Raw genomic sequence first — 18975 nt, forward strand, 5'->3', positions numbered from 1 at the left:
AGAAGGAAATATGACCGCAGCCGACATCATCTCGATCATCACCGCGCTGCTCGCGACCGGTTCGAGCATCAAGTACACCCCGTAAACCCCACCCACTCCGACCAATTCGACGACAGCAAAGGACAACGAATCATGACCGGTAGCGCCGAAGCCCTCGCCTCCGCCTTCTCCAGCATCTTCACCGGTAGTGCCACCGGAAGTGCCGGATTCTCCTCGGTCCTCACGGCACTCGCGAACGTCATCGCCACGGGATCCTCGATAGGGATCGGCTGAGCCTGCGGGCCTGCGGAATTCGCGGCCCGACCCCGCGCATTCGCACCGCGACGTGCCTGCCACGATTGCGTACCCGGCACGTCGCGGTGCTCCCCGGGCTCCCTTATCGTCAGGCTGACGATTACAATCGCGGCCATGGGCAATGCTTTTCGCCTGAACGCCGCGGTGTCGGTCGAGCTGGTGGTACTGACACTCGGTACACGTACCATCCCGAACGATACTCTCTGCGCGCTGCTCGTCCAGCGGCTGTATGCCCCGTTCCGGGGCCGATGGGCGCTGCCCGGCGGCTTCGTGGAGCCCGACGAGAGCCTTTCCGGGGCCGCGGTCCGGGCACTTCGCGAGGAGACCAACATCCGGGCCGACCGGATCCACCTGGAACAACTGGCCACTTACGGTGAGCCGGGTCGTGATTCGCGCGGGCGGGTGATCGGCGTGGCCTATCTGGCCCTGATCCCGAATCTGCCGGCGCCGTCGGCCGGGTCCGAGGTCAGTGCGGCGGCGATCTGGTCCGTCGAGCAGGTGCTCGCGGACCGGGGCCGGCTGGCGTTCGACCATCACCGCATCCTCACCGACGGGGTGGAGCGGGCCCGCGCCAAACTGGAGTACTCGCCGCTGGCGACCGCGTTCTGCGGCCGCGAATTCACCGTCGCCGACCTGCGCCGGGTGTACGAGGTGGTGTGGGGCACCGATATCGACCCGCGCAACTTCCACCGCAAGGTGACCACCACCCCCGGTTTCGTGGAGGCCACCGGCCGCTCCACCAGCCGCGACGGTGGTCGCCCGGCCCGGCTGTACCGCGCCGGCCCGGCCCGCGCGCTGCACCCGCCGATGATGCGGCCCTCCTGACCGGCCGTATCGCAGACTCCGCCGGTCCGCGTTCCGGCCTCGCCGATGTTCCGGCCCGATCGTGCCGGGAGCGAGTCCCGAACGACCCGGTGCGTATCCGAGATGACCCGGCGCAGCGCCGTGATCGGCGGCGATCACCGTGATCGGCGCGAGATGAGCTCGGCGCACAGCATATTCACAGTGTCGGCCCAGCGACCGTTCAGGCAGTGCCCCATACGCTCAGCCGGTACGGGTGAATCGGATGGGAGAGAGGGCAGGCCATGGTGTCGATCTCCGGCGTCGCCGGCGAGGTGGATCGGTCCGTCGATCGGACGGTCCGGATCGAGCGGGCGATCCCGATCGGCGCCGAGCCGCGCTGGGCCCGGCTGGGCCTCGCCGGGCTGCTGTCGGCGACGGCCGTGCTGTACCTGTGGGGGCTGCGCGGCGCGGGCTGGGCGAACCCCTACTACGCCGCGGCCGTGCAGGCCGGCACCCGCAGCTGGAAGGCGCTGTTGTTCGCCGCGCTCGATCCCGGCAACGCCATCACCGTCGACAAGCCACCGGCCGCCCTGTGGCTGATGGCGTTGTCCGGCAGGATCTTCGGCTTCGGCGCCTGGTCGATGCTCGCGCCGCAGGCGCTGCTCGGCGTCGCGACGGTGGCACTGCTGTACGCCACGGTCCGGCGTTGCGGCGGCCCGGCGGCCGGACTGCTGGCCGGAGCGGCGCTGGCGGTAACCCCGGTGGCGGCGTTGATGTTCCGCTACAACAATCCGGACGCGCTGCTCACCCTGCTGGTGGTACTCGCCGCCTACGGCGTGGTCCGGTCGCTGAGCTCGGCGAATCCGCGCTGGTGGTCCACGGGCAGCGGCTGGCTCGTACTGTCCGGCGCCGCAATCGGATTCGGTTTCCTCACCAAGATGATGCAGGCGTTCCTGGTGCTGCCCGCGCTGGCGCTGGCCGTACTGGTGGCGGCGCCGGTGGGCCTCGGCGCACGCGTGGCGCGGCTGCTCACCGCCGGCGTCGCGGTGGTCGTCTCGGCGGGCTGGTACGTCGCGCTGGTGCAACTGTGGCCCGCGGACTCCCGCCCGTACATCGGTGGCTCCACGGACAATTCGCTGTGGCAGCTCGCGGTCGGCTACAACGGCCTGGGCCGCCTGCTCGGTCACCACGGCCGCGCCGCCACGACCACCCACGGCGGCCAGGCGGCCCAGCACACCCAGTCGCATTTCGCCGCCATGTCCGGTGGCGAATCCGGGCCCACCCGTCTGCTGCGCGACGGCCTGGCCACCGAATTCGGCTGGCTGCTGCCGGTCGCGGTGCTGGGCCTGATCGCCGGTCTGTGGCTGACCCGCCGCGCGCCACGCACCGACCCGGATCGGGCCGGCCGGCTGCTGTGGGGCGGCTGGTTGCTCGGCGCGGGCGCGGTGCTCAGCTTCATGAAGCAGTCCTTCCACACCTACTACACCGTCGAACTCGTCCCGGCCGTAGCGGCGCTCGCCGGGATCGGCGTCGTGCTCCTGTGGCGCGCCCGCGACCGATGGGCCGCCCGCCTGACCCTGGCCGCGATGGCCGTCACCGGCGCCGCCTGGAGTTTCGTCCTGCTCGACCACACGCCGCACTGGCTCCCGTGGTTGCGCTGGACGGTACTGATCGTCGCCGTATGGGCCGGCGTGATGCTGGTGCCGGTCGCTCACTCGGGCCGCGATGGGGACGGCACGGTCCGCGAAGAGGATTCCTCGACCCGCGATGGCACCTCCGGCGACCGAACCCACTCCGGTGCCGACCGGCCGGACGGCCGCGACGTCGATCATGTCGGCATCGATCGGCGCCGTTATCTGATGCCTGTGATCGCCTGCACCGCAGTGCTTTCCGTGCTCGCGGGTCCGGCGTTCCACACCGTGCGGACCGTCGCGCTACCGCACGTCGGCGGCAGTCCGTACTCCGGTCCGGTCCGGCCGGGCGCCGGTGGCCGCACGATGGCGCCGGACGCACCGCAATTGGATGCACTACTCGCCACGGCGGTTGAAAGTCGCTGGGCCGCAGCGGCAGTCGGCTCATCCGACGTCAGTACAATCGAATTGCGCACAGGCGCATCGCTTTTGGCGATCGGCGGATTCAGTGGGCGGGACGATTCACCTACCCTGGCGCAATTTCGCCAGTACGTCGCAGACGGGCAGGTTCGGTATTTCCTGTACCGGTCGCGGACGGATCGGCAGGGCCGGACCGGCGATCCGGCCACTTCCGGCGCGCAGATCACCGAGTGGGTGCGAAACCACTACTCCGCGAGCCGGATCGACGAAATCGAGGTATACGACCTGACCGTCGCGCCCCGGCCGTGACCTGCGGCGCTGCGGTCCGGCGGCCGGGACTCCGATCAACGCCGGTCCGGCTGTGTGTCGGACGAGATCAGGGCAGGACGGCGCCACCGGCGTCGCGGGGGAGCGGGTGCCCGAAGAGGATGACCTCCATCAACTGCACCACGCGCTCCTGCGGGCAGCCGCCCGCGTCGTCCTCGCCGAAGTATCGGCCCAGGTCGACCACCAGCGCGAATCCGGCTTGCACCAGGATGCGGGCCTGCGCCTCGGACAGGTCCGGCCGCACCACGACCAGCAGGCGCACCCACTCGGCCACGATCAGCCGCTGGACGTTGCGCAGCATCGTCCGCTCCTCGGCCGGGACGTGGCCGAATTCGGCGTAGTACACATAGGTCAGCGCGCGTTCGGCGAAGCATCCGGACACGTACAGGTCGATCAGCATCGCCAGCGCCTCGGCCGGGGTGCGCGTCGAGGCGGTCGCCGGGCCGATGGCCGCGGACATCCGGTCGGCGGCGCGCCGGAACGCGGCCGCCAGTAGGTCGCTCTTGCTGCGGTAGTAGCGGTACACCGCCGAAGCCGCCGACAGATCCGCCGCCTGCGCGATGTCCTCCACGCTGACGTTCGGGTAGCCGCGCTCGTGGAACAGGTCGACCGATTTCTTCAGCAGCAGTTCGTGTTTGAACGACTGCGGAATCTCCACCGCGCGGGGCGGCCGGTGATCGGCCGCGGCATCCGGGAGTTCGGCCTCGAACAGGGCCCAGACGGCCGAATTCAGCACGGCCGTCAACGATTTCACCGGCAGGGCGGCATGGTGATCGCCGATGCTGGAGATCACGCTCATCGCGGCCACCGCGCGCACGGTCCGGTCCCGGCGCGCCAGGCCGGGACGCAGCTCACCGAGCAGATCGCGCAGCACGGTCACCGCGCCGGCGAACTGCTTGTCGAGCACCCCACGGTCGGTGTCGTCCAGATAGCGCCGCTCCCAGCGGGCCAGCGCCACCGTGGGCCGGTTGCCGATCGTGTCGGCGATGACGGCGTCGACCACCAGCTCCAGACGTTCCCGGGCCGGCCGGTCGGCCGCCTCCTCGGGCAGCGTCACCGCCGCGCTGGTCGCCGCGCCCAGCCGCAGCAGCTCCTCGCGGAACAGCGCGTACTTGCTGGGATAGTGCCGGTACAGGGCCGCCGAGGAGATGCCGACCCGGGCGGCGATGTCCTCCATGCTGACGCCGTGGTAGCCCAGCGAGCCGAAGGCGGCCGCCGAGGTGGCGGCGATCTGGGCGCGCCGATTCTTCGGGCGGCGGCGGATCACCCGCTCCGGCGGATCGCTGCCGGGCGGGTCGCTGCGCGGGTTGACGTCGCGCTGTGCGCGGCTCACGATACTGACCTGTCGCTCATGTCCATGTCATGGTAGCCAGCGGCTACGACGCCGCCGCCGCGCGCCACCGCCGGCGCCCGGCGGGCCGCCCGCGCCGGCCCTTCCCCGGGCCCGTGGCAGCGGTCTGTATGCTCCCTGTGAAAGATCAACTGTGGCAAGCGTATTCGAAATCGGTACGGCCGGCCCGCGGATATCGAATCGGCATCGTTTCGGTTCGTTGTGCGGTCGCGGTACGGGTGCCGCGCCGTAGTCTGCTGCGGATCACCCTCACCCTGCCGGAACGGAGTGCCGATGCGCACGATGGACATCGAGCGCACCATAGCCGCCCCCATCGACGACGTGTTCGATTGGCTCAGCGATGTCACCAACTATCAGCGCGTGCCGTTCATCCGCCGCGTCACCCTGGTCCGGCCCGGCTCCGTCGCCGAACACGGTGTCGGCGCGGTACGGCTGATCGTCACTCCGGCCTGGCGGGTCACCCAGGAGATCACCGAATACGATCCGCCCAAGTGGGTGCGCTACCGCAATCTCGATTCCTTTCCGCCGCAGTTCCATCAGGACGGCAATCTGACCTTCACCGAACTGCCCGACGGCACCCGGGTGCGCTGGCACACCGAATTCGAGGTCAGCACACCGATATTCGGGCCCGTGTACACCCTGCTGCTGGTGGCCGGCTTCGCGATGGGACTGCGGCTGGTGCTCGGTACCGCGGATCGCGAGCTGCGCGGCATCTGACCGCGCCCGGCTCAGGCCAGGGCGGCCCAGGCCATGTGGCGCAGGATCGGCCGCGCCCGGGTGGCCGAAGTGGCCGGCGCGCTGTGCGGCGTCGAGTTGATCAGCCCGAAGGCGGCGTGCGCCTGCACCCGGGCGGCCGCCTCCGACAGGCCCGGATGCAGGTCGCGCAGCACCGAAACCCAGACCTCCACGTATTGCCGCTGGGTCCGGCGCACCTGACGCTCGGCCGGCTCGGGCAGATTCTTCAGATCGCGGTCCTGGATCCGGATCAGTTCCGGCTCGCCGAGGGCGAAGTCCAGATGGAAGTCGATCAGACCGGACAGCGCCTCCAGCGGTGACGCGGCCCGGTCCACCACGGCCCGGCCACCGGCGAGCAGCCGCTCGCTGATCCCCACCAGCAACTCGACCAGCAGCGCCTCCTTGTTCGGGAAGTGCCGGTACACCGCCGGGCCGCTGATCCCGGCCGCGGCGCCCAGGTCGTCGAGCCGGACCCCGGGGAAGCCGCGGTCGGCGATCAATCGGGCACCCGCCTCCAGCAATTGTTGCCGGCGCTGTGCCTTCAACTGCTCCCGGCGCGTGGGGGCGACAGCATCACTGCTGGTCATCGCTCCTCCTCGCGATAAATCTGGACATCTCGGTTAGTCAAGATTATCTTGGATTCCAGTTATTGGCGACTAACCGATCCCAGCAAGGTGGCGTGATGACGGTTTCGCAGGAGGTCCGAGCCGGCTACCGGCCGGCGCACCTGGAATTGGTGGACGATCTCCGCGCGCGGCTGGCCGCGGTGGCGCTCGGCGGTCCGGCGCGGGCACGCGAGCGGCATGTGGCCCGCGGCAAACTGCTGCCCCGGCAGCGGGTCGATCGGCTGCTCGATCCGGGCAGCCCGTTCCTGGAGCTGTCGCCACTGGCGGCCACCGGCATGTACGACGACGACTCGCCGGGTGCGGGCATCATCACCGGCATCGGCCGGGTGTCCGGCCGGGAATGTGTGATCGTCGCCAACGACGCGACGGTCAAGGGCGGCACCTACTACCCGATGACGGTCAAGAAGCATCTGCGGGCGCAGGAGGTCGCACTCCAGAACCGGCTGCCCTGCCTCTACCTCGTCGACTCCGGCGGCGCCTTCCTGCCCCGGCAGGACGACGTGTTCCCCGATCGCGAGCACTTCGGCCGGATCTTCTACAACCAGGCCACCATGAGCGCCCAGGGCATCGCGCAGATCGCCGCGGTCCTCGGTTCCTGCACCGCCGGCGGCGCGTACGTGCCGGCGATGAGCGACGAGGCGGTGATCGTCCGCAATCAGGGCACGATCTTCCTCGGCGGCCCGCCGCTGGTGAAGGCCGCCACCGGTGAGGTGGTCACCGCGGAGGAACTCGGTGGCGGCGAATTGCATTCACGCGTTTCGGGTGTCACCGATCATCTGGCCGAGGACGACGAGGACGCGCTGCGAATCGTCCGGCGCATCGTCGCCACCCTGGGCCCGAAGTCGCCCACCCCCTGGGAGATTCGGCCGGTGGTGGAACCGCCCGCGCCGCCGGAGGAGCTCTACGACGTCGTCCCGGTCGACCTGCGCACGCCCTACGACGTGCGCGAGGTGATCATCCGGACGGTGGATGGCGGCGAATTCCAGGAGTTCAAGGCCGAATACGGCCGCACCCTGGTCACCGCCTTCGCGCGGATCCACGGTCATCCCGTCGGCATCGTGGCCAACAACGGCGTGCTGTTCGGCGAATCCGCCGTCAAGGGAGCGCATTTCATCGAACTGTGCGACAAGCGGCAGATCCCCCTGGTGTTCCTGCAGAACATCACCGGTTTCATGGTGGGCCGGGACTACGAGGCCGGTGGCATCGCCAAGCACGGCGCGAAGATGGTGACCGCGGTCGCCTGCGCCCGGGTCCCGAAACTCACGGTGGTGATCGGCGGTTCGTACGGCGCCGGCAACTACTCGATGTGCGGCCGCGCGTATTCGCCGCGCTTCCTGTGGATGTGGCCGAACGCGCGGATCTCCGTGATGGGCGGCGAGCAGGCCGCCTCGGTGCTGGCCACCGTGCGCGCCGAATCGCTGCGCGACGAGTGGAGCCCGGAAGATCAGGAGGCGTTCAAGGCGCCGATCCGGGAACAGTACGAGCTGCAAGGTAATCCGTACTACTCGACCGCGCGATTGTGGGACGACGGCGTCATCGACCCGGCCGATACCCGTACCGTGCTGGGCCTGGCGCTGTCGGTCTGCGCGCAGGCTCCCTTGGACCCGGTCTCCTACGGCGTTTTCCGGATGTGATGAGCATGCTGCACAAATCCCACCCCGTCCCGTTCGACACCGTGCTGATCGCCAATCGCGGCGAGATCGCGGTCCGGGTCATCCGGACCCTGCGCGACATGGGAATTCGCTCGGTCGCGGTCTACAGCGACGCCGATGTCGACGCCCGGCACGTGCACGAGGCCGATGCCGCCGTGCGGCTGGGCCCGGCCCCCGCACGGGAGAGCTACCTCGACATCGATCGGGTCGTCGACGCCGCCGTGCGCGCCGGTGCGCAGGCGGTGCATCCGGGTTACGGCTTCCTGTCCGAGAATCCGGCCTTCGCGGCCGCACTCGCCAAGGCCGGCATAGTCTTCCTCGGCCCGCCGACCCACGCCATCGAGATCATGGGCGACAAGATCGCGGCCAAGAACGCGGTCGCGAAGTTCGGTGTGCCGGTGGTGCCGGGCATCGCCCGGCCCGGTCTCACCGACGACGAATTGATCACCGCCGCACCGGAAATCGGCTTCCCGGTGCTGGTGAAGCCGTCCGCCGGTGGCGGCGGCAAGGGGATGCGCCGGGTCGAGCGCGCCGAGGATCTGCCCGCCGCGCTGGTCAGCGCGCGCCGCGAGGCGGCGGCCTCCTTCGGTGACGACACGCTGTTCCTGGAGCGGTTCGTCAGCCGCCCTCGGCACATCGAGGTGCAGGTCCTCGCCGATCAGCACGGCCACGTGCTGCACCTCGGCGAGCGCGAGTGCAGTCTGCAACGCCGCCACCAGAAGGTGATCGAGGAGGCCCCCTCACCGCTGCTGGACGCGGCCACCCGGGCCCGCATCGGCGCCGCGGCCTGCAACACCGCGCGCAGCGTCGACTACGTCGGCGTCGGCACGGTGGAGTTCATCGTGTCCGCCGACCGGCCCGACGAGTTCTTCTTCATGGAGATGAACACCCGCCTGCAGGTGGAACATCCGGTGACCGAGCTGATCACCGGCGTCGATCTGGTGGAGTGCCAGGTCCGGGTGGCGGCCGGGCAGCAGCTCGCCGCCGCGCAGGAGGACATCCTGCTCACCGGGCACGCGGTCGAGGCCCGCGTGTACGCCGAGGACCCCGGCCGCGACTTCCTCCCCACCGGCGGAACGGTTCTGGCGCTCTCGGAGCCGACCGGCCCTGGGGTGCGGGTGGATTCGGGCCTGCGGACCGGCAGCGTGGTCGGCAGCGACTACGACCCGATGTTGTCGAAGGTCATCGCCTACGCCCCCGAGCGGGCCGGCGCGATCGCGAAACTCGATCAGGCACTGGCCGAGACGCTCGTGCTCGGCGTGCGGACCAACACCGACTTCCTGCGATTCCTGCTCGCCGATCCCGACGTGCTGGCCGGCCGGCTGGACACCGGGCTGCTGGATCGGCGCGCGGTCGACTTCCGCGCGGCCGCGGTCACCGACGCGCAGTTCGTCGCCGCGGCGGTCTTCGACTGGTTGAACCGCTGGCCGCGCACGGCCCAGGACCCCTGGGCGCAGCCCAGCGGCTGGCGGCTCGGCGTCGCCGCGCCGGTGACGGCGCGGCTGACGGTCGGCGACCGGACCGTGCACGTCGCGATCACCGGCCGGCCCGATCGCGCCGCGGTGCGGCTCGACGACGGTGATCCGCGTCCCCTGCGTGCCGAATTCATCGGCGACACACTGACTCTCACCATCGACGGGGTGCGCGGCGGCTACCGGGTGGCCGCGCACGACGGCCAGCTGTGGATCGCCGACGGCACCGGTGTGGTGGCCGTGCGCGAGGTCGCCGAGGTGAGCGTGCGCGCCGGCGCCGAACAGGTCGGCGACGCCGAGATCCGCAGTCCCATGCCGGGTTCGGTGATCGCGGTGGCGGCCGCCGCCGGCACCGAGGTCGCCGCCGGCGCTCCGGTGGTCGTGGTCGAGGCCATGAAGATGGAGCACACGCTCACCGCCCCGATCGCCGGAACCGTGGAGTTGCTGGTGAATACGGGCGCACAGGTGCAGGTCGACCAGGTGCTGGCCCGGATCGTGCCGGCCGCCGCGTCGGCCACCGACGAATCACCCGCCCCCGCGGAGTCCGGCGCCGGTCCGGACGCTGCCGGGGCCGACGGGAAGGAATCCCAGTCATGACCGATTTCCTGTCCACGGGCACACTGCCCGACGAGTACCGCGATCTGGCGCTGACCGTGCGTGATTTCGCGCAGAAGGTCGTCGCCCCGGTCTCCGCGAAACACGATGCGGAGCACAGCTTCCCGTACGAGGTGGTCGCCGGGATGGCCGAGATGGGCCTGTTCGGGCTGCCGTTCCCGGAGGAGTACGGCGGCATGGGCGGCGACTACTTCGCCCTGTGCCTGGCCCTCGAGGAACTCGGCAAGGTCGATCAGAGCGTCGCCATCACGCTGGAGGCCGGGGTCTCGCTCGGCGCTATGCCGGTGTACCGCTTCGGCAACGAGAAGCAGAAGCTGGAATGGCTGCCGCAGTTGGCATCCGGGCGCGCGCTGGGCGCCTTCGGGCTCACCGAGCCGGGTGCGGGCAGTGACGCGGGCGGCACCCGCACCACGGCCGTGCTCGACGGCGGCGAGTGGCTCATCAACGGCAGCAAGCAGTTCATCACCAACTCCGGTACCGACATCACCCGGCTGGTGACGGTGACGGCGGTGACCGGAGTCTCCAACGGCAAGAAGGAGATCTCGACGATCCTGGTGCCGGCCGACACTCCGGGATTCGTCGCCGAACCGGCCTACAACAAGGTCGGCTGGAACGCCTCCGACACCCATCCGCTGAGTTTCACCGATGTCCGTGTGCCGGAGGAGAATCTGCTCGGCGAGCGCGGCCGCGGCTACGCGAACTTCCTGCGCATCCTCGACGAGGGCCGGATCGCGATCGCGGCGCTGTCGGTGGGCGCCGCCCAGGGCTGCGTCGACGAGAGCGTGCGCTACGCGCGGGAACGAGAGGCGTTCGGGCAGGCCATCGTTCGCAACCAGGCCATCGCCTTCAAGATCGCCCGGATGGAGGCGCGCGCGCATGCCGCGCGCACCGCCTACTACGACGCGGCCGCATTGATGTTGTCCGGCAAGCCCTTCAAGAAGCAGGCCTCGATCGCGAAGCTGGTCGCCAGCGAGGCGGCGATGGACAACGCCCGGGACGCCACCCAGATCTTCGGCGGCTACGGGTTCATGAACGAATACGCTGTCGCCCGGCATTACCGGGACAGCAAGATTCTGGAGATCGGCGAGGGCACCACCGAGGTGCAGCTGCTGCTGATCGGACGGGAGCTGGGATTGTGAGCGAACCGAAGGCACCGGGCGAGTCCGCCGGGCCGCGCCGGGTGGTGCAGCGTGGGTTGTGGTTCGAGGAGTTCGAGACGGGCGTGGTGTACGAGCACCGGCCCGGCCGGACCATCACCGAGGCCGACAACGTGCTGTTCACCACGCTGACGATGAACACTCAGGCGCTGCACCTGGACGCGGCCTTCGCCGACGCCCTGCCGCCGTTCAACCAGCGGCTGGTCAACTCGATGTTCACGCTGTCCACCGTGGTCGGCCTGTCGGTGGCGCAGCTGACCCAGGGCACCATCGTCGCCAACCTCGGCTTCTCGGAGATCGCGTTCCCCAAGCCGCTGTTCCACGGCGACACGCTCTACGCCGAAACGCTCATCACCGACAAGCGGGAATCGAAGAGCCGCCCCGGCGAGGGCATCCTGACCTTCGCGCACACCGGTCGCAACCAGCACGGTGACATCGTGGCCACCGCGGTCCGCAAGACCCTGGTCCGCAAGCGGCCGGCCGACTCCGAATAGCTTGAGAATGTTATGGTCGAAAACCGAGAACCTAGTTTTCGGGAACGGAGAATCGCGATGACGTGGGAGCTGCCCGGCCCGGCCTGGTTGTTCTGCCCGGCGGACCGGCCGGAACGGTATGCGAAGGCCGCCGCCGCGGCCGATGTGGTGATCATCGACTTGGAGGACGCGGTCGCCGCGGCCGACAAGGAGGCCGCCCGCGCCGCCCTGGTGTCCACGCCGCTGGACCCGGAACGCACGGTGGTCCGGGTCAACGGCGCCACCACCGCCGACCACGCCCTCGACCTCGAGGCGCTCGCGCGCACCGGCTACCGCCACGTCATGTTGCCGAAATGTGAATCGGCGGAACAGATCTCGGCGCTGGCTCCGTACCAGGTGATCGCGCTGGTGGAATCGCCCCTGGGCGTGCTGACCATCGCCGACGCGATCCGGGCCGACAACGCGATCGGCGCGATGCCCGGCGCGGAGGATCTGGTCGCCGGCCTGGGCGGCACCGGCAGCCGGCGTGCCGACGGCAGTTACCGCGACGTCGCGGTCCAGCTGCGTTCGACTGTGCTGCTGGCGGCCAAGGCATACGGCCGGTTCGCCCTCGACCTCGTGTACCTGAACATCCGCGATCTCGACGGGCTGCGGGCCGAGGCCGAGGACGGCGTGGCCAGCGGTTTCGACGCGAAGGTCTCGATCCATCCCAGCCAGGTGGCCGTAGTACGCGAGGCATACACCCCCGCCGCCGACGAATTGGACTGGGCCCGCCGGGTTCTCGCCGAGGTGCCGAACCACCGCGGCGTCTTCACCTACGAGGGCCGCATGGTGGACGGCCCGGTCGTCGCACACGCCCAGCGCATCGTGCGCCGCTCGGAGGCATCGGTCGCTTCCTGACGTTTCCGCGCGGCCCCCGGTGTTTCGTCTGTCCCTGACGATCCTGGCTGCCCGGCGTTTCGTCGGTTCCTGACGTTCGTGGTGGCCCGGCGTTTCGTCGGTCGCTGACGTTCGTGGCTGCCCAGGCATCTCGTCGGTTTCTGCTGTTCCTCGCGGCCCGGGTACTTCGTCGGTTCCTGACGTTTCCGCGCGGCCCTGGTGCCCGTCAGATTCTGAGGTGTCCGTTTCCGGTGCGGTAGCCGGTCGTTTCTGGCCGTGTCCGCTCGGCTCGGGTGGCCGGTCGTTTTCCGCCGAGCCGTGTCGATCACGCTGGTTTAACGGAAAATGGGACCGGGCGTGTGCTGCCCCGGGCCCGTCGCGTGTCGCCATCGATGACCGGGCCCGTGCCGACCGGAGGTGAGTGTGCGATGGGCGTGGAACCGCAGTGGGTACCGTCGGAGCGGGAGGTCGCCGGGGCGAAGGTGACGGATTTCGCGCGGTTCGCGACCGCGCGAACCGGATCCGCGTTCCCGGACTACGACGCATTGTGGCGATGGTCGGTCGCCGACCCGGCCGCCTTCTGGGGCGCGGTGTGGGCGTATTTCGACCTCGGCCCGGAACCGGACACCGTGCTGGCCTCCACGGAGATGCCCGGCGCGCAATGGTTTCCGGGTGTCCGACTGAACTACGTGGACCGGGTGCTGCGGCAGGCCCGCAGCGATCGCCCGGCGATCGTGCACGTGTCCGAGGACGGTTCGCTGATCGAGCTGTCCTGGGCCGAAATGCTCAGCAGGACAGCGTCGTTCGCCCACACACTGCGCGAACTCGGTGTGTCCGTGGGCGACCGAGTGGTCGGATACCTCCCCGACATCCCGGAGGCGGTGATCGCCTTCCTCGCGACCGCGAGCCTCGGCGCGATCTGGAGCGTCTGCGGCCAGGACTACACGGCGAAGGCGGCGCTGGACCGGCTGGGCCAGCTGGAACCGTCCGTGCTGGTCACCGCCGACGGCTACCACTACGGCGGGAAGGCCCACGACAAACGCGACGACATCGCGGCGCTGCGCGCGGGAATGCCGAACCTCACGGCCACCGTACTGGTGCGCCGACTGGGCGCCGAGATACCGGAAACCCTCGATTGGGCGACCGTCGCCCCGGCCCCGGCCGGCGACCGTATCGCAGACGTTGCGAACCCCCCTCGCTCGGACCCCGCGCCCGGCGATCCGATCGGTACCGAAACCTTTTCTGTCCCTGCCGGATTCCGTACCGAGCCGGTACCCTTCGACCACCCGCTGTGGGTCCTGTACTCCTCGGGCACCACGGGCAGGCCGAAGGGGATCGTGCACGGCCACGGCGGCATCCTGATCGAGAATTTGAAAGCCGTTGTCCTGCAATCGAACATCGGCCCGGACGATACCTTCTTCTGGTATACCAGCCCGTCCTGGATGATGTGGAACTTCCAGGTCGCCGGCCTGCTGGCCGGTGCGACCATCGTCACCTACGACGGCAGTCCGGCCTATCCGGCGCCGGATGCGTTGTGGGCGGCCGCCGCCCGCACCGGCACGACCGTGCTCGGCCTCAGCCCGGGCTACCTCCTCGGCTGTATCAAGGCGGGTGCGGTGCCGCGCCGGGATCACGACCTGTCGGCGCTGCGGAGCGTGGGCGTCACCGGCTCGGCCCTGCCGCCGTCGTCGGCGTTGTGGCTGCGCGACGCGGCCGGCGAACGCGTCCAGGTGAATTCGGTCAGCGGCGGCACCGACGTGGTGGCGGCGTTCATGGGCGGCGCCCCGACCGTCCCGGTGTGGCCCGGCGAACTCTCGGCCCCCTGCCTGGGCGTGGCACTCGACTGCTGGGACGAGTCAGGCGAGCCCGTGCGGGGCGAGGTCGGCGAACTGGTGGTCACCGCCCCGATGCCATCGATGCCGGTGTCGTTCTGGGACGATCCCGACGGAACCCGTTACCGGGAAGCCTATTTCGACAAGTACCCCGGCGTCTGGCGGCACGGCGACTGGATCACGATCACCGAGCGCGGCAGCGTCGTCGTCCACGGCCGCTCCGATTCGACCCTGAACCGGCACGGCGTCCGAATGGGCTCCGCGGACATCTACCAGGCGGTGGAGAAACTTCCGGAAGTGACGGAGGCCCTGGTCATCGGCGCCGAACAACCCGACGGCGGCTACTGGATGCCCTTGTTCGTCACTCTGGCCCCCGGAATCGAACTCACCGACGAACTCCGCCATAAGATCGCCACCGCGATCCGCACGGACGTCTCACCCCGCCACGTCCCCGACGACATCATCGTCGCGCCCGGCATACCCCACACCCGCACCGGCAAGAAGCTGGAAGTCCCGATCAAGAAACTGATCCAGGGCGGCGACCCGTCGAAAGTGGTGGCCCGCACCGCCGTCGATGCCCCCGACCTACTCGACTGGTACGCCGCACTCCGGACACCCGGTGATCCGGGTGCCGCGCCCGAAACTCGTTGAGATCCGAGATCCGTGCCGCCGATCACGCACAGAATCGAACTACGACGAATTATGTTGTGCTGCAATGTCTGCCATCGAATATGCGACCAGATCGGCAACGACCATCGCTCGGGATACCGGACCGCGCACAGTGCACCGATCGCCCGGCCATCGTGGAGTCGCCGCCGGTCCGGTGGTGGAATGGTCGCTGGGTTGGTGGTGGAACGGTCGCTGGGTTGGTGGTGGAACGGTCGCCGGCCTGGTCGTGGGACGGTCGCCGGCCTGGCGGAATCGCCTAGACCGCGCCGTGGCGGCGGAATCGCCTTCAGTCGGTCCCGGTCGTGTCCTCGAGCCGGCCGTCGGTCATCCGGTAGACCGTGTCCATGCGGGCCAGGTGATCGCGGTCGTGGGTGACCAGCAGGGTCGCGGCGCGCCGGCCGCGGACCATCTCCACCAGTAGATCGATGATCGCGGCGCCGCGCTGGGTGTCCAACGCACTCGTCGGTTCGTCGACGATCAGCAGGGCCGGTTCGCGCATCAGGGCGCGGGCGATGTTCACGCGCTGCCGCTGACCGCCCGACAGCTGATCGGGCCGCTTGTGTTCGTGTCCGGCCAAGCCGACGCGATGCAGCAGATCCGCTGCCCTGTCGCGTATTTCGCGTCGTCTCCGAGGCAGAATGAGCAGCCGGTCGCCGAGGTGGGCCGTCACCTCGAGTTGTTCGGCGGCGGTGAGCGCGGGGATCAGATTCGGCTGCTGGAACACAATGCCGATCGACCGGCGGCGCAGCGTCGCTGCCGCACGGCGGCTCAGCGATGTGAGATCCATTGTGGAGCTGTCGGTTTCGAGCCACACATGGCCGGACTCGGGGCGCACCAGGGTCGCCACCGCCGCCAGCAGACTGGATTTCCCCGAACCCGACGGACCGGTGACGGCGGCGATCTCGCCGCCGGCCACTCGCAGGCTCACCCGATCCAGCGCGGTGACGCGTCCGGAACCGTCCGGGTAGGTGAGCGTGAGGTCGGATACGGTGAGCGAGGTCATCGCAACTCCTGTCGAGCGATCGTTGTCGTGAGTTCGTTCGGAATGCGCTGTGGGTCGGGCATTTCGCCTGGATCAGCGTGCGCGCTGTAGGGCGACCAGCGGATCGGCTGTCACCAGGAAGCGCAGTGCCACTGCCGCTCCCAGCAGTCCCAGGCCGACCAGTGCCGCGCCCGGTACCAGGGTGGTCGTCGTCGACAGCGTGAAAGGCACTCGCGCTCCGACGAATTCACTCACCGCGGCGGTCAGGGCCGAGCCGGTACCGACACCGGCCAGCAGCACGAACAGCGACTGCCCCAAAGCATCCCGCACCAGCGATCCGGTCGTGGCGCCCAGCGCCTTCAGCGTCGCGACGTCGGGGATGCGCTGCATCGTCCACACCGTGAAGAACGCCCCGATCACCAATGCCGAGATCACGAACAGCAGGACCGTCATCAGGGTCAGCGAATCATGTTCGGCCTGATAGGCACTCAACGCCGAGAGGGCGCCGGGCACGGTGGTCGTCCGGGTGTGCGCCGCGGCGTTCGCGGCCGCCCGGTCCCCGACGCCGGACACCACCAGCACCGTCGCCACACCTCCGCGCGGATCCACTGTCCGCCAATCGGACAGGGTCGACCACACGACCGGACTGTGGCTGTACCAGTCGTCCCCTTCGATCGCCGCCACGGTGAACGCCGCCGTGCCGATGTATACGGTGTCGCCTTCCGCCGCCCGCAACTGTCCGGCGGCGGCCGTGCTCAGCACCACCGTCCCCGAAGTAGCGAGACGATTGCCGAAGCTCGGCCCGTCGACCCCGAACAGCGCCACCGGCACCGGGGCCGTACCGCTGCGAGCCGCCGGTGCCCGGACGATGCCGACCGGATCGACGTGGCCGCCGGCCCGTTGCCAGACCGCGAGCTGCTCCCCGCCGAGCGCGGAGGAGTCGAACGACGGCGCCGCGCCCGTGTCGGCGAACACCACGGCATCGCCGCGCAGCCGCTGCACCGCCGCGATGTTCCGGTGCGCGAGCCCGGCGGTCAGTCCGCTGAGGAAGGTCACCAGCAGCGCGACCAGGATCACCACCGCGGTGATGAGCAGAAATCGGCCCTTGGCGGCCCGCAGATCTCGCAATGCGACGTACATGACCCGAGCCTGCCGCTGACGCCCCGGCCGGTCATCGGCCCACCGCACGGTTGTCCGTCGTCCCGAGGCAGGACCGCTCGCCGTCCCACCGGTGGAGACCGTTCCGACTTTCGATGGATGCCGTGCCGATAACCCCGCATAAGCTGGCACGGTGCACCAGTCCCCGTTGGCTCCCGTCTTCGCCGCCCTGCAGGTCGGCCTGCATGTGCTCGTCGTGGCGCTCACGGCGGTGGCGGCCGGGCTGGCGCTGGTGCCCGGGACGCCGCATCGGCTCGGGATCGTGGCGCTGATCGTCGCGTTCCTCGTCGTCTACTTCGCCGGAGGCGCCACGCTCCGCGGACGGCCCGCCGCCGCGCGGGTCTGGCTGGGTGTGCTCACGCTGCTGTGGCTCGGCATGGTGGCGCTGGTTCCGGACGCGGTGTATCTGGTGTTCGGCCTGTTCTTCCTGTATTTGCATCTGCTGCCGCGGTTCTGGGGTGTCGTCGCCGTCGTCGCCGCGACCGTCGCGGCGGTGGTCGGGTTCGCGGTGAAGCGCGGCTGGACCGTCGACGGGGTGATCGGCCCGGTCCTCGCCGCGGTGATCGCCGTCGCCATCGGCCTCGGCTACCGTGCCCTGGTCCGGGAGGCCGACGACCGGCAGCGGCTGATCGATGAATTGCTCACCACCCGGGCCACTCTCGCCGAACGCGAACGCACCGCCGGCAAGCTGGCCGAGCGGGAGCGGCTGGCCCGGGAGATTCACGACACGGTGGCCCAGGGACTGTCCAGTATCAAGCTGCTGCTGCACGCGGCCGAGCAGTCCGCACCGGATCATCCCGCGCTGCAACAGATCCGGCTGGCCCGCGAGACCGCCGCGGACAATCTCGCCGAAACCCGGCAGCTGATCGCCGAACTCACGCCGGCCGCGCTGGACGGCCAGTCCCTCAGCGAGGCGCTGGAACGCATCGCGCAGCGGGCCGACGCGCCGGGCCTGCACGGTCAGGTCCTGGTGGAGGGCACCCCGGAGCGGTTGCCGATGCCGATCGAGGCGGCGCTGGTCCGGGTGGCCCAGGGCGCGGTGTCGAACGTGGTCCGGCACGCGCGGGCCGAACGCATGCGCATCACCCTCACCTACGCCGACGACGCGGTGCACCTCGACGTGGTCGACGACGGTATCGGGATCGCACCGGAGGTGTTCGCGCGCAGCACCTTCGGCCTGAACGCGATGCGCGGCCGGGTCGAACAGCAGGGTGGCAGTATGGATGTGGAATCCGAACCCGGCCACACGGCGGTGACGGTGACGTTCCCGCTGGAGGATTCGGCATGATCCGGCTGCTGCTCGCCGACGATCACGCGATCGTCCGCGCCGGCCTGCGCGCACTGCTCGAATCCGCACCCGATGTCGTCGTCGCGGGGGAGGCCGCCACCGCCGAGGAAGCGGTGGCCGGATGTGGCGCCGGCGGAATCGATCTCGTGCTGATGGACCTGCGCTTCGGCCCCGGCAAATCGGGTGTCGACGCCACCGCCGCGCTGCGCGCCCTCCCGGAACCGCCGCACGTCCTGGTGGTCACCAACTACGACACCGACGCCGACATCCTCGGCGCCATCGAGGCCGGAGCCTGCGGCTACATCCTCAAGGACACCCCGCCCGCGGAACTGCTGGCCGCCGTGCGCGGCGCGGCCACCGGCGAGAGCGTGCTCTCACCCTCGGTGGCCTCCAAACTCATGACCCGCGTCCGCAAGCCGGACACCACCCTGAGCCCCCGCGAGATCGAGGTCCTCGCCCTGGTCGCCGACGGCCACTCGAACCGCGAGATCGGCCGCCGCCTGTTCCTCAGCGAGACGACGGTGAAATCCCATCTGGTGCACATCTATTCGAAACTGGGCGTCAAGTCCCGCACCTCCGCCGTGGCCCGCGCTCGCGAACTCGGCGTAATCTGAACCCGCACAACGCATCT

16 protein-coding genes are annotated in these 18975 nt (G+C 69.8%); 12 read left to right on the forward strand and 4 right to left on the reverse strand.

Going from position 1 to position 18975, the window contains the following annotated elements; translation table 11 throughout:
- The first annotated feature begins 132 nt into the window (after positions 1-132).
- The 3 genes from NRB56_RS29590 (at position 133) to NRB56_RS29600 (ending at position 3437) form a co-directional block, all read left to right on the forward strand.
- The gene (locus tag NRB56_RS29590; protein ID WP_153347569.1) at positions 133-273 is read left to right on the forward strand and encodes a hypothetical protein; all 141 of its coding nucleotides are present in this window, start codon (positions 133-135) and stop codon (positions 271-273) included.
- A gap of 135 nt (positions 274-408) precedes the next feature.
- Positions 409-1119: an NUDIX hydrolase gene (locus tag NRB56_RS29595; protein ID WP_153347570.1), complete on the forward strand. Its 711-nt coding sequence runs from the start codon at positions 409-411 to the stop codon at positions 1117-1119.
- A 260-nt stretch (positions 1120-1379) separates the two neighbouring features.
- Positions 1380-3437 carry an ArnT family glycosyltransferase gene (locus tag NRB56_RS29600; protein WP_153347571.1) on the forward strand — a complete coding sequence of 686 codons (2058 nt, stop codon included), beginning with the start codon at positions 1380-1382 and terminating at the stop codon, positions 3435-3437.
- A 67-nt stretch (positions 3438-3504) separates the two neighbouring features.
- Here the strand turns inward: NRB56_RS29600 and NRB56_RS29605 are convergent, their stop codons facing one another.
- A complete protein-coding gene (locus NRB56_RS29605) occupies positions 3505-4788 on the reverse strand; it encodes a TetR/AcrR family transcriptional regulator (protein ID WP_319943725.1) in 1284 nt (427 codons plus the stop codon).
- 291 nt (positions 4789-5079) lie between these two features.
- On the opposite strand from NRB56_RS29605, the gene NRB56_RS29610 reads away from it, so the two are divergent.
- The gene (locus tag NRB56_RS29610; RefSeq protein WP_153347572.1) at positions 5080-5523 is read left to right on the forward strand and encodes an SRPBCC family protein; all 444 of its coding nucleotides are present in this window, start codon (positions 5080-5082) and stop codon (positions 5521-5523) included.
- 11 nt (positions 5524-5534) lie between these two features.
- Here the strand turns inward: NRB56_RS29610 and NRB56_RS29615 are convergent, their stop codons facing one another.
- Positions 5535-6128: an SACE_7040 family transcriptional regulator gene (locus NRB56_RS29615; protein WP_153347573.1), complete on the reverse strand. Its 594-nt coding sequence runs from the start codon at positions 6126-6128 to the stop codon at positions 5535-5537.
- 95 nt (positions 6129-6223) lie between these two features.
- Between NRB56_RS29615 and NRB56_RS29620 the strand changes: the two genes are divergently transcribed.
- The 6 genes from NRB56_RS29620 (at position 6224) to NRB56_RS29645 (ending at position 14898) form a co-directional block, all read left to right on the forward strand.
- Positions 6224-7801 (forward strand): carboxyl transferase domain-containing protein, encoded by a 1578-nt coding sequence (locus NRB56_RS29620; protein WP_153347574.1) that lies wholly within the window; start codon positions 6224-6226, stop codon positions 7799-7801.
- Positions 7802-7806: 5 nt separating this feature from the next.
- Positions 7807-9888 (forward strand): acetyl/propionyl/methylcrotonyl-CoA carboxylase subunit alpha, encoded by a 2082-nt coding sequence (locus tag NRB56_RS29625; protein WP_153347575.1) that lies wholly within the window; start codon positions 7807-7809, stop codon positions 9886-9888.
- Positions 9885-11045, forward strand: coding sequence for an acyl-CoA dehydrogenase family protein (locus tag NRB56_RS29630; RefSeq protein WP_153347576.1), 1161 nt, complete (start codon positions 9885-9887; stop codon positions 11043-11045). The genes NRB56_RS29625 and NRB56_RS29630 overlap by 4 nt, the downstream gene beginning before the upstream one ends.
- The gene (locus tag NRB56_RS29635) at positions 11042-11557 is read left to right on the forward strand and encodes a MaoC family dehydratase (protein ID WP_319943726.1); all 516 of its coding nucleotides are present in this window, start codon (positions 11042-11044) and stop codon (positions 11555-11557) included. The genes NRB56_RS29630 and NRB56_RS29635 overlap by 4 nt, the downstream gene beginning before the upstream one ends.
- 57 nt (positions 11558-11614) lie before the next feature.
- Complete coding sequence (locus tag NRB56_RS29640) at positions 11615-12436, forward strand: HpcH/HpaI aldolase/citrate lyase family protein (protein WP_153347577.1); 822 nt, start codon at positions 11615-11617, stop codon at positions 12434-12436.
- Between the two features lie 407 nt (positions 12437-12843).
- A complete protein-coding gene (locus NRB56_RS29645; protein WP_153347578.1) occupies positions 12844-14898 on the forward strand; it encodes an acetoacetate--CoA ligase in 2055 nt (684 codons plus the stop codon).
- A 304-nt stretch (positions 14899-15202) separates the two neighbouring features.
- On the opposite strand, the gene NRB56_RS29650 is transcribed toward NRB56_RS29645, so the two are convergent.
- Both NRB56_RS29650 and NRB56_RS29655 read right to left on the reverse strand, forming a co-directional pair.
- The gene (locus tag NRB56_RS29650; protein ID WP_153347579.1) at positions 15203-15919 is read right to left on the reverse strand and encodes an ABC transporter ATP-binding protein; all 717 of its coding nucleotides are present in this window, start codon (positions 15917-15919) and stop codon (positions 15203-15205) included.
- A 72-nt stretch (positions 15920-15991) separates the two neighbouring features.
- Entirely contained in the window at positions 15992-17038 is a 1047-nt protein-coding gene (locus NRB56_RS29655) for an ABC transporter permease (RefSeq protein ID WP_153347580.1), read from the reverse strand.
- Positions 17039-17189: 151 nt separating this feature from the next.
- Here NRB56_RS29655 and NRB56_RS29660 point away from each other — a divergent pair, with 151 nt between their 5' ends.
- Both NRB56_RS29660 and NRB56_RS29665 read left to right on the forward strand, forming a co-directional pair.
- Positions 17190-18344 carry a sensor histidine kinase gene (locus tag NRB56_RS29660; RefSeq protein WP_319943727.1) on the forward strand — a complete coding sequence of 385 codons (1155 nt, stop codon included), beginning with the start codon at positions 17190-17192 and terminating at the stop codon, positions 18342-18344.
- Entirely contained in the window at positions 18341-18958 is a 618-nt protein-coding gene (locus NRB56_RS29665) for a LuxR C-terminal-related transcriptional regulator (protein ID WP_153347581.1), read from the forward strand. Before NRB56_RS29660 ends, NRB56_RS29665 begins: the two co-directional genes overlap by 4 nt.
- Positions 18959-18975 lie beyond the last annotated feature (17 nt).

The organism is Nocardia aurantia, assembly GCF_009604425.1.
In the GTDB taxonomy this organism is placed as follows: Bacteria; Actinomycetota; Actinomycetes; order Mycobacteriales; family Mycobacteriaceae; genus Nocardia; species Nocardia aurantia.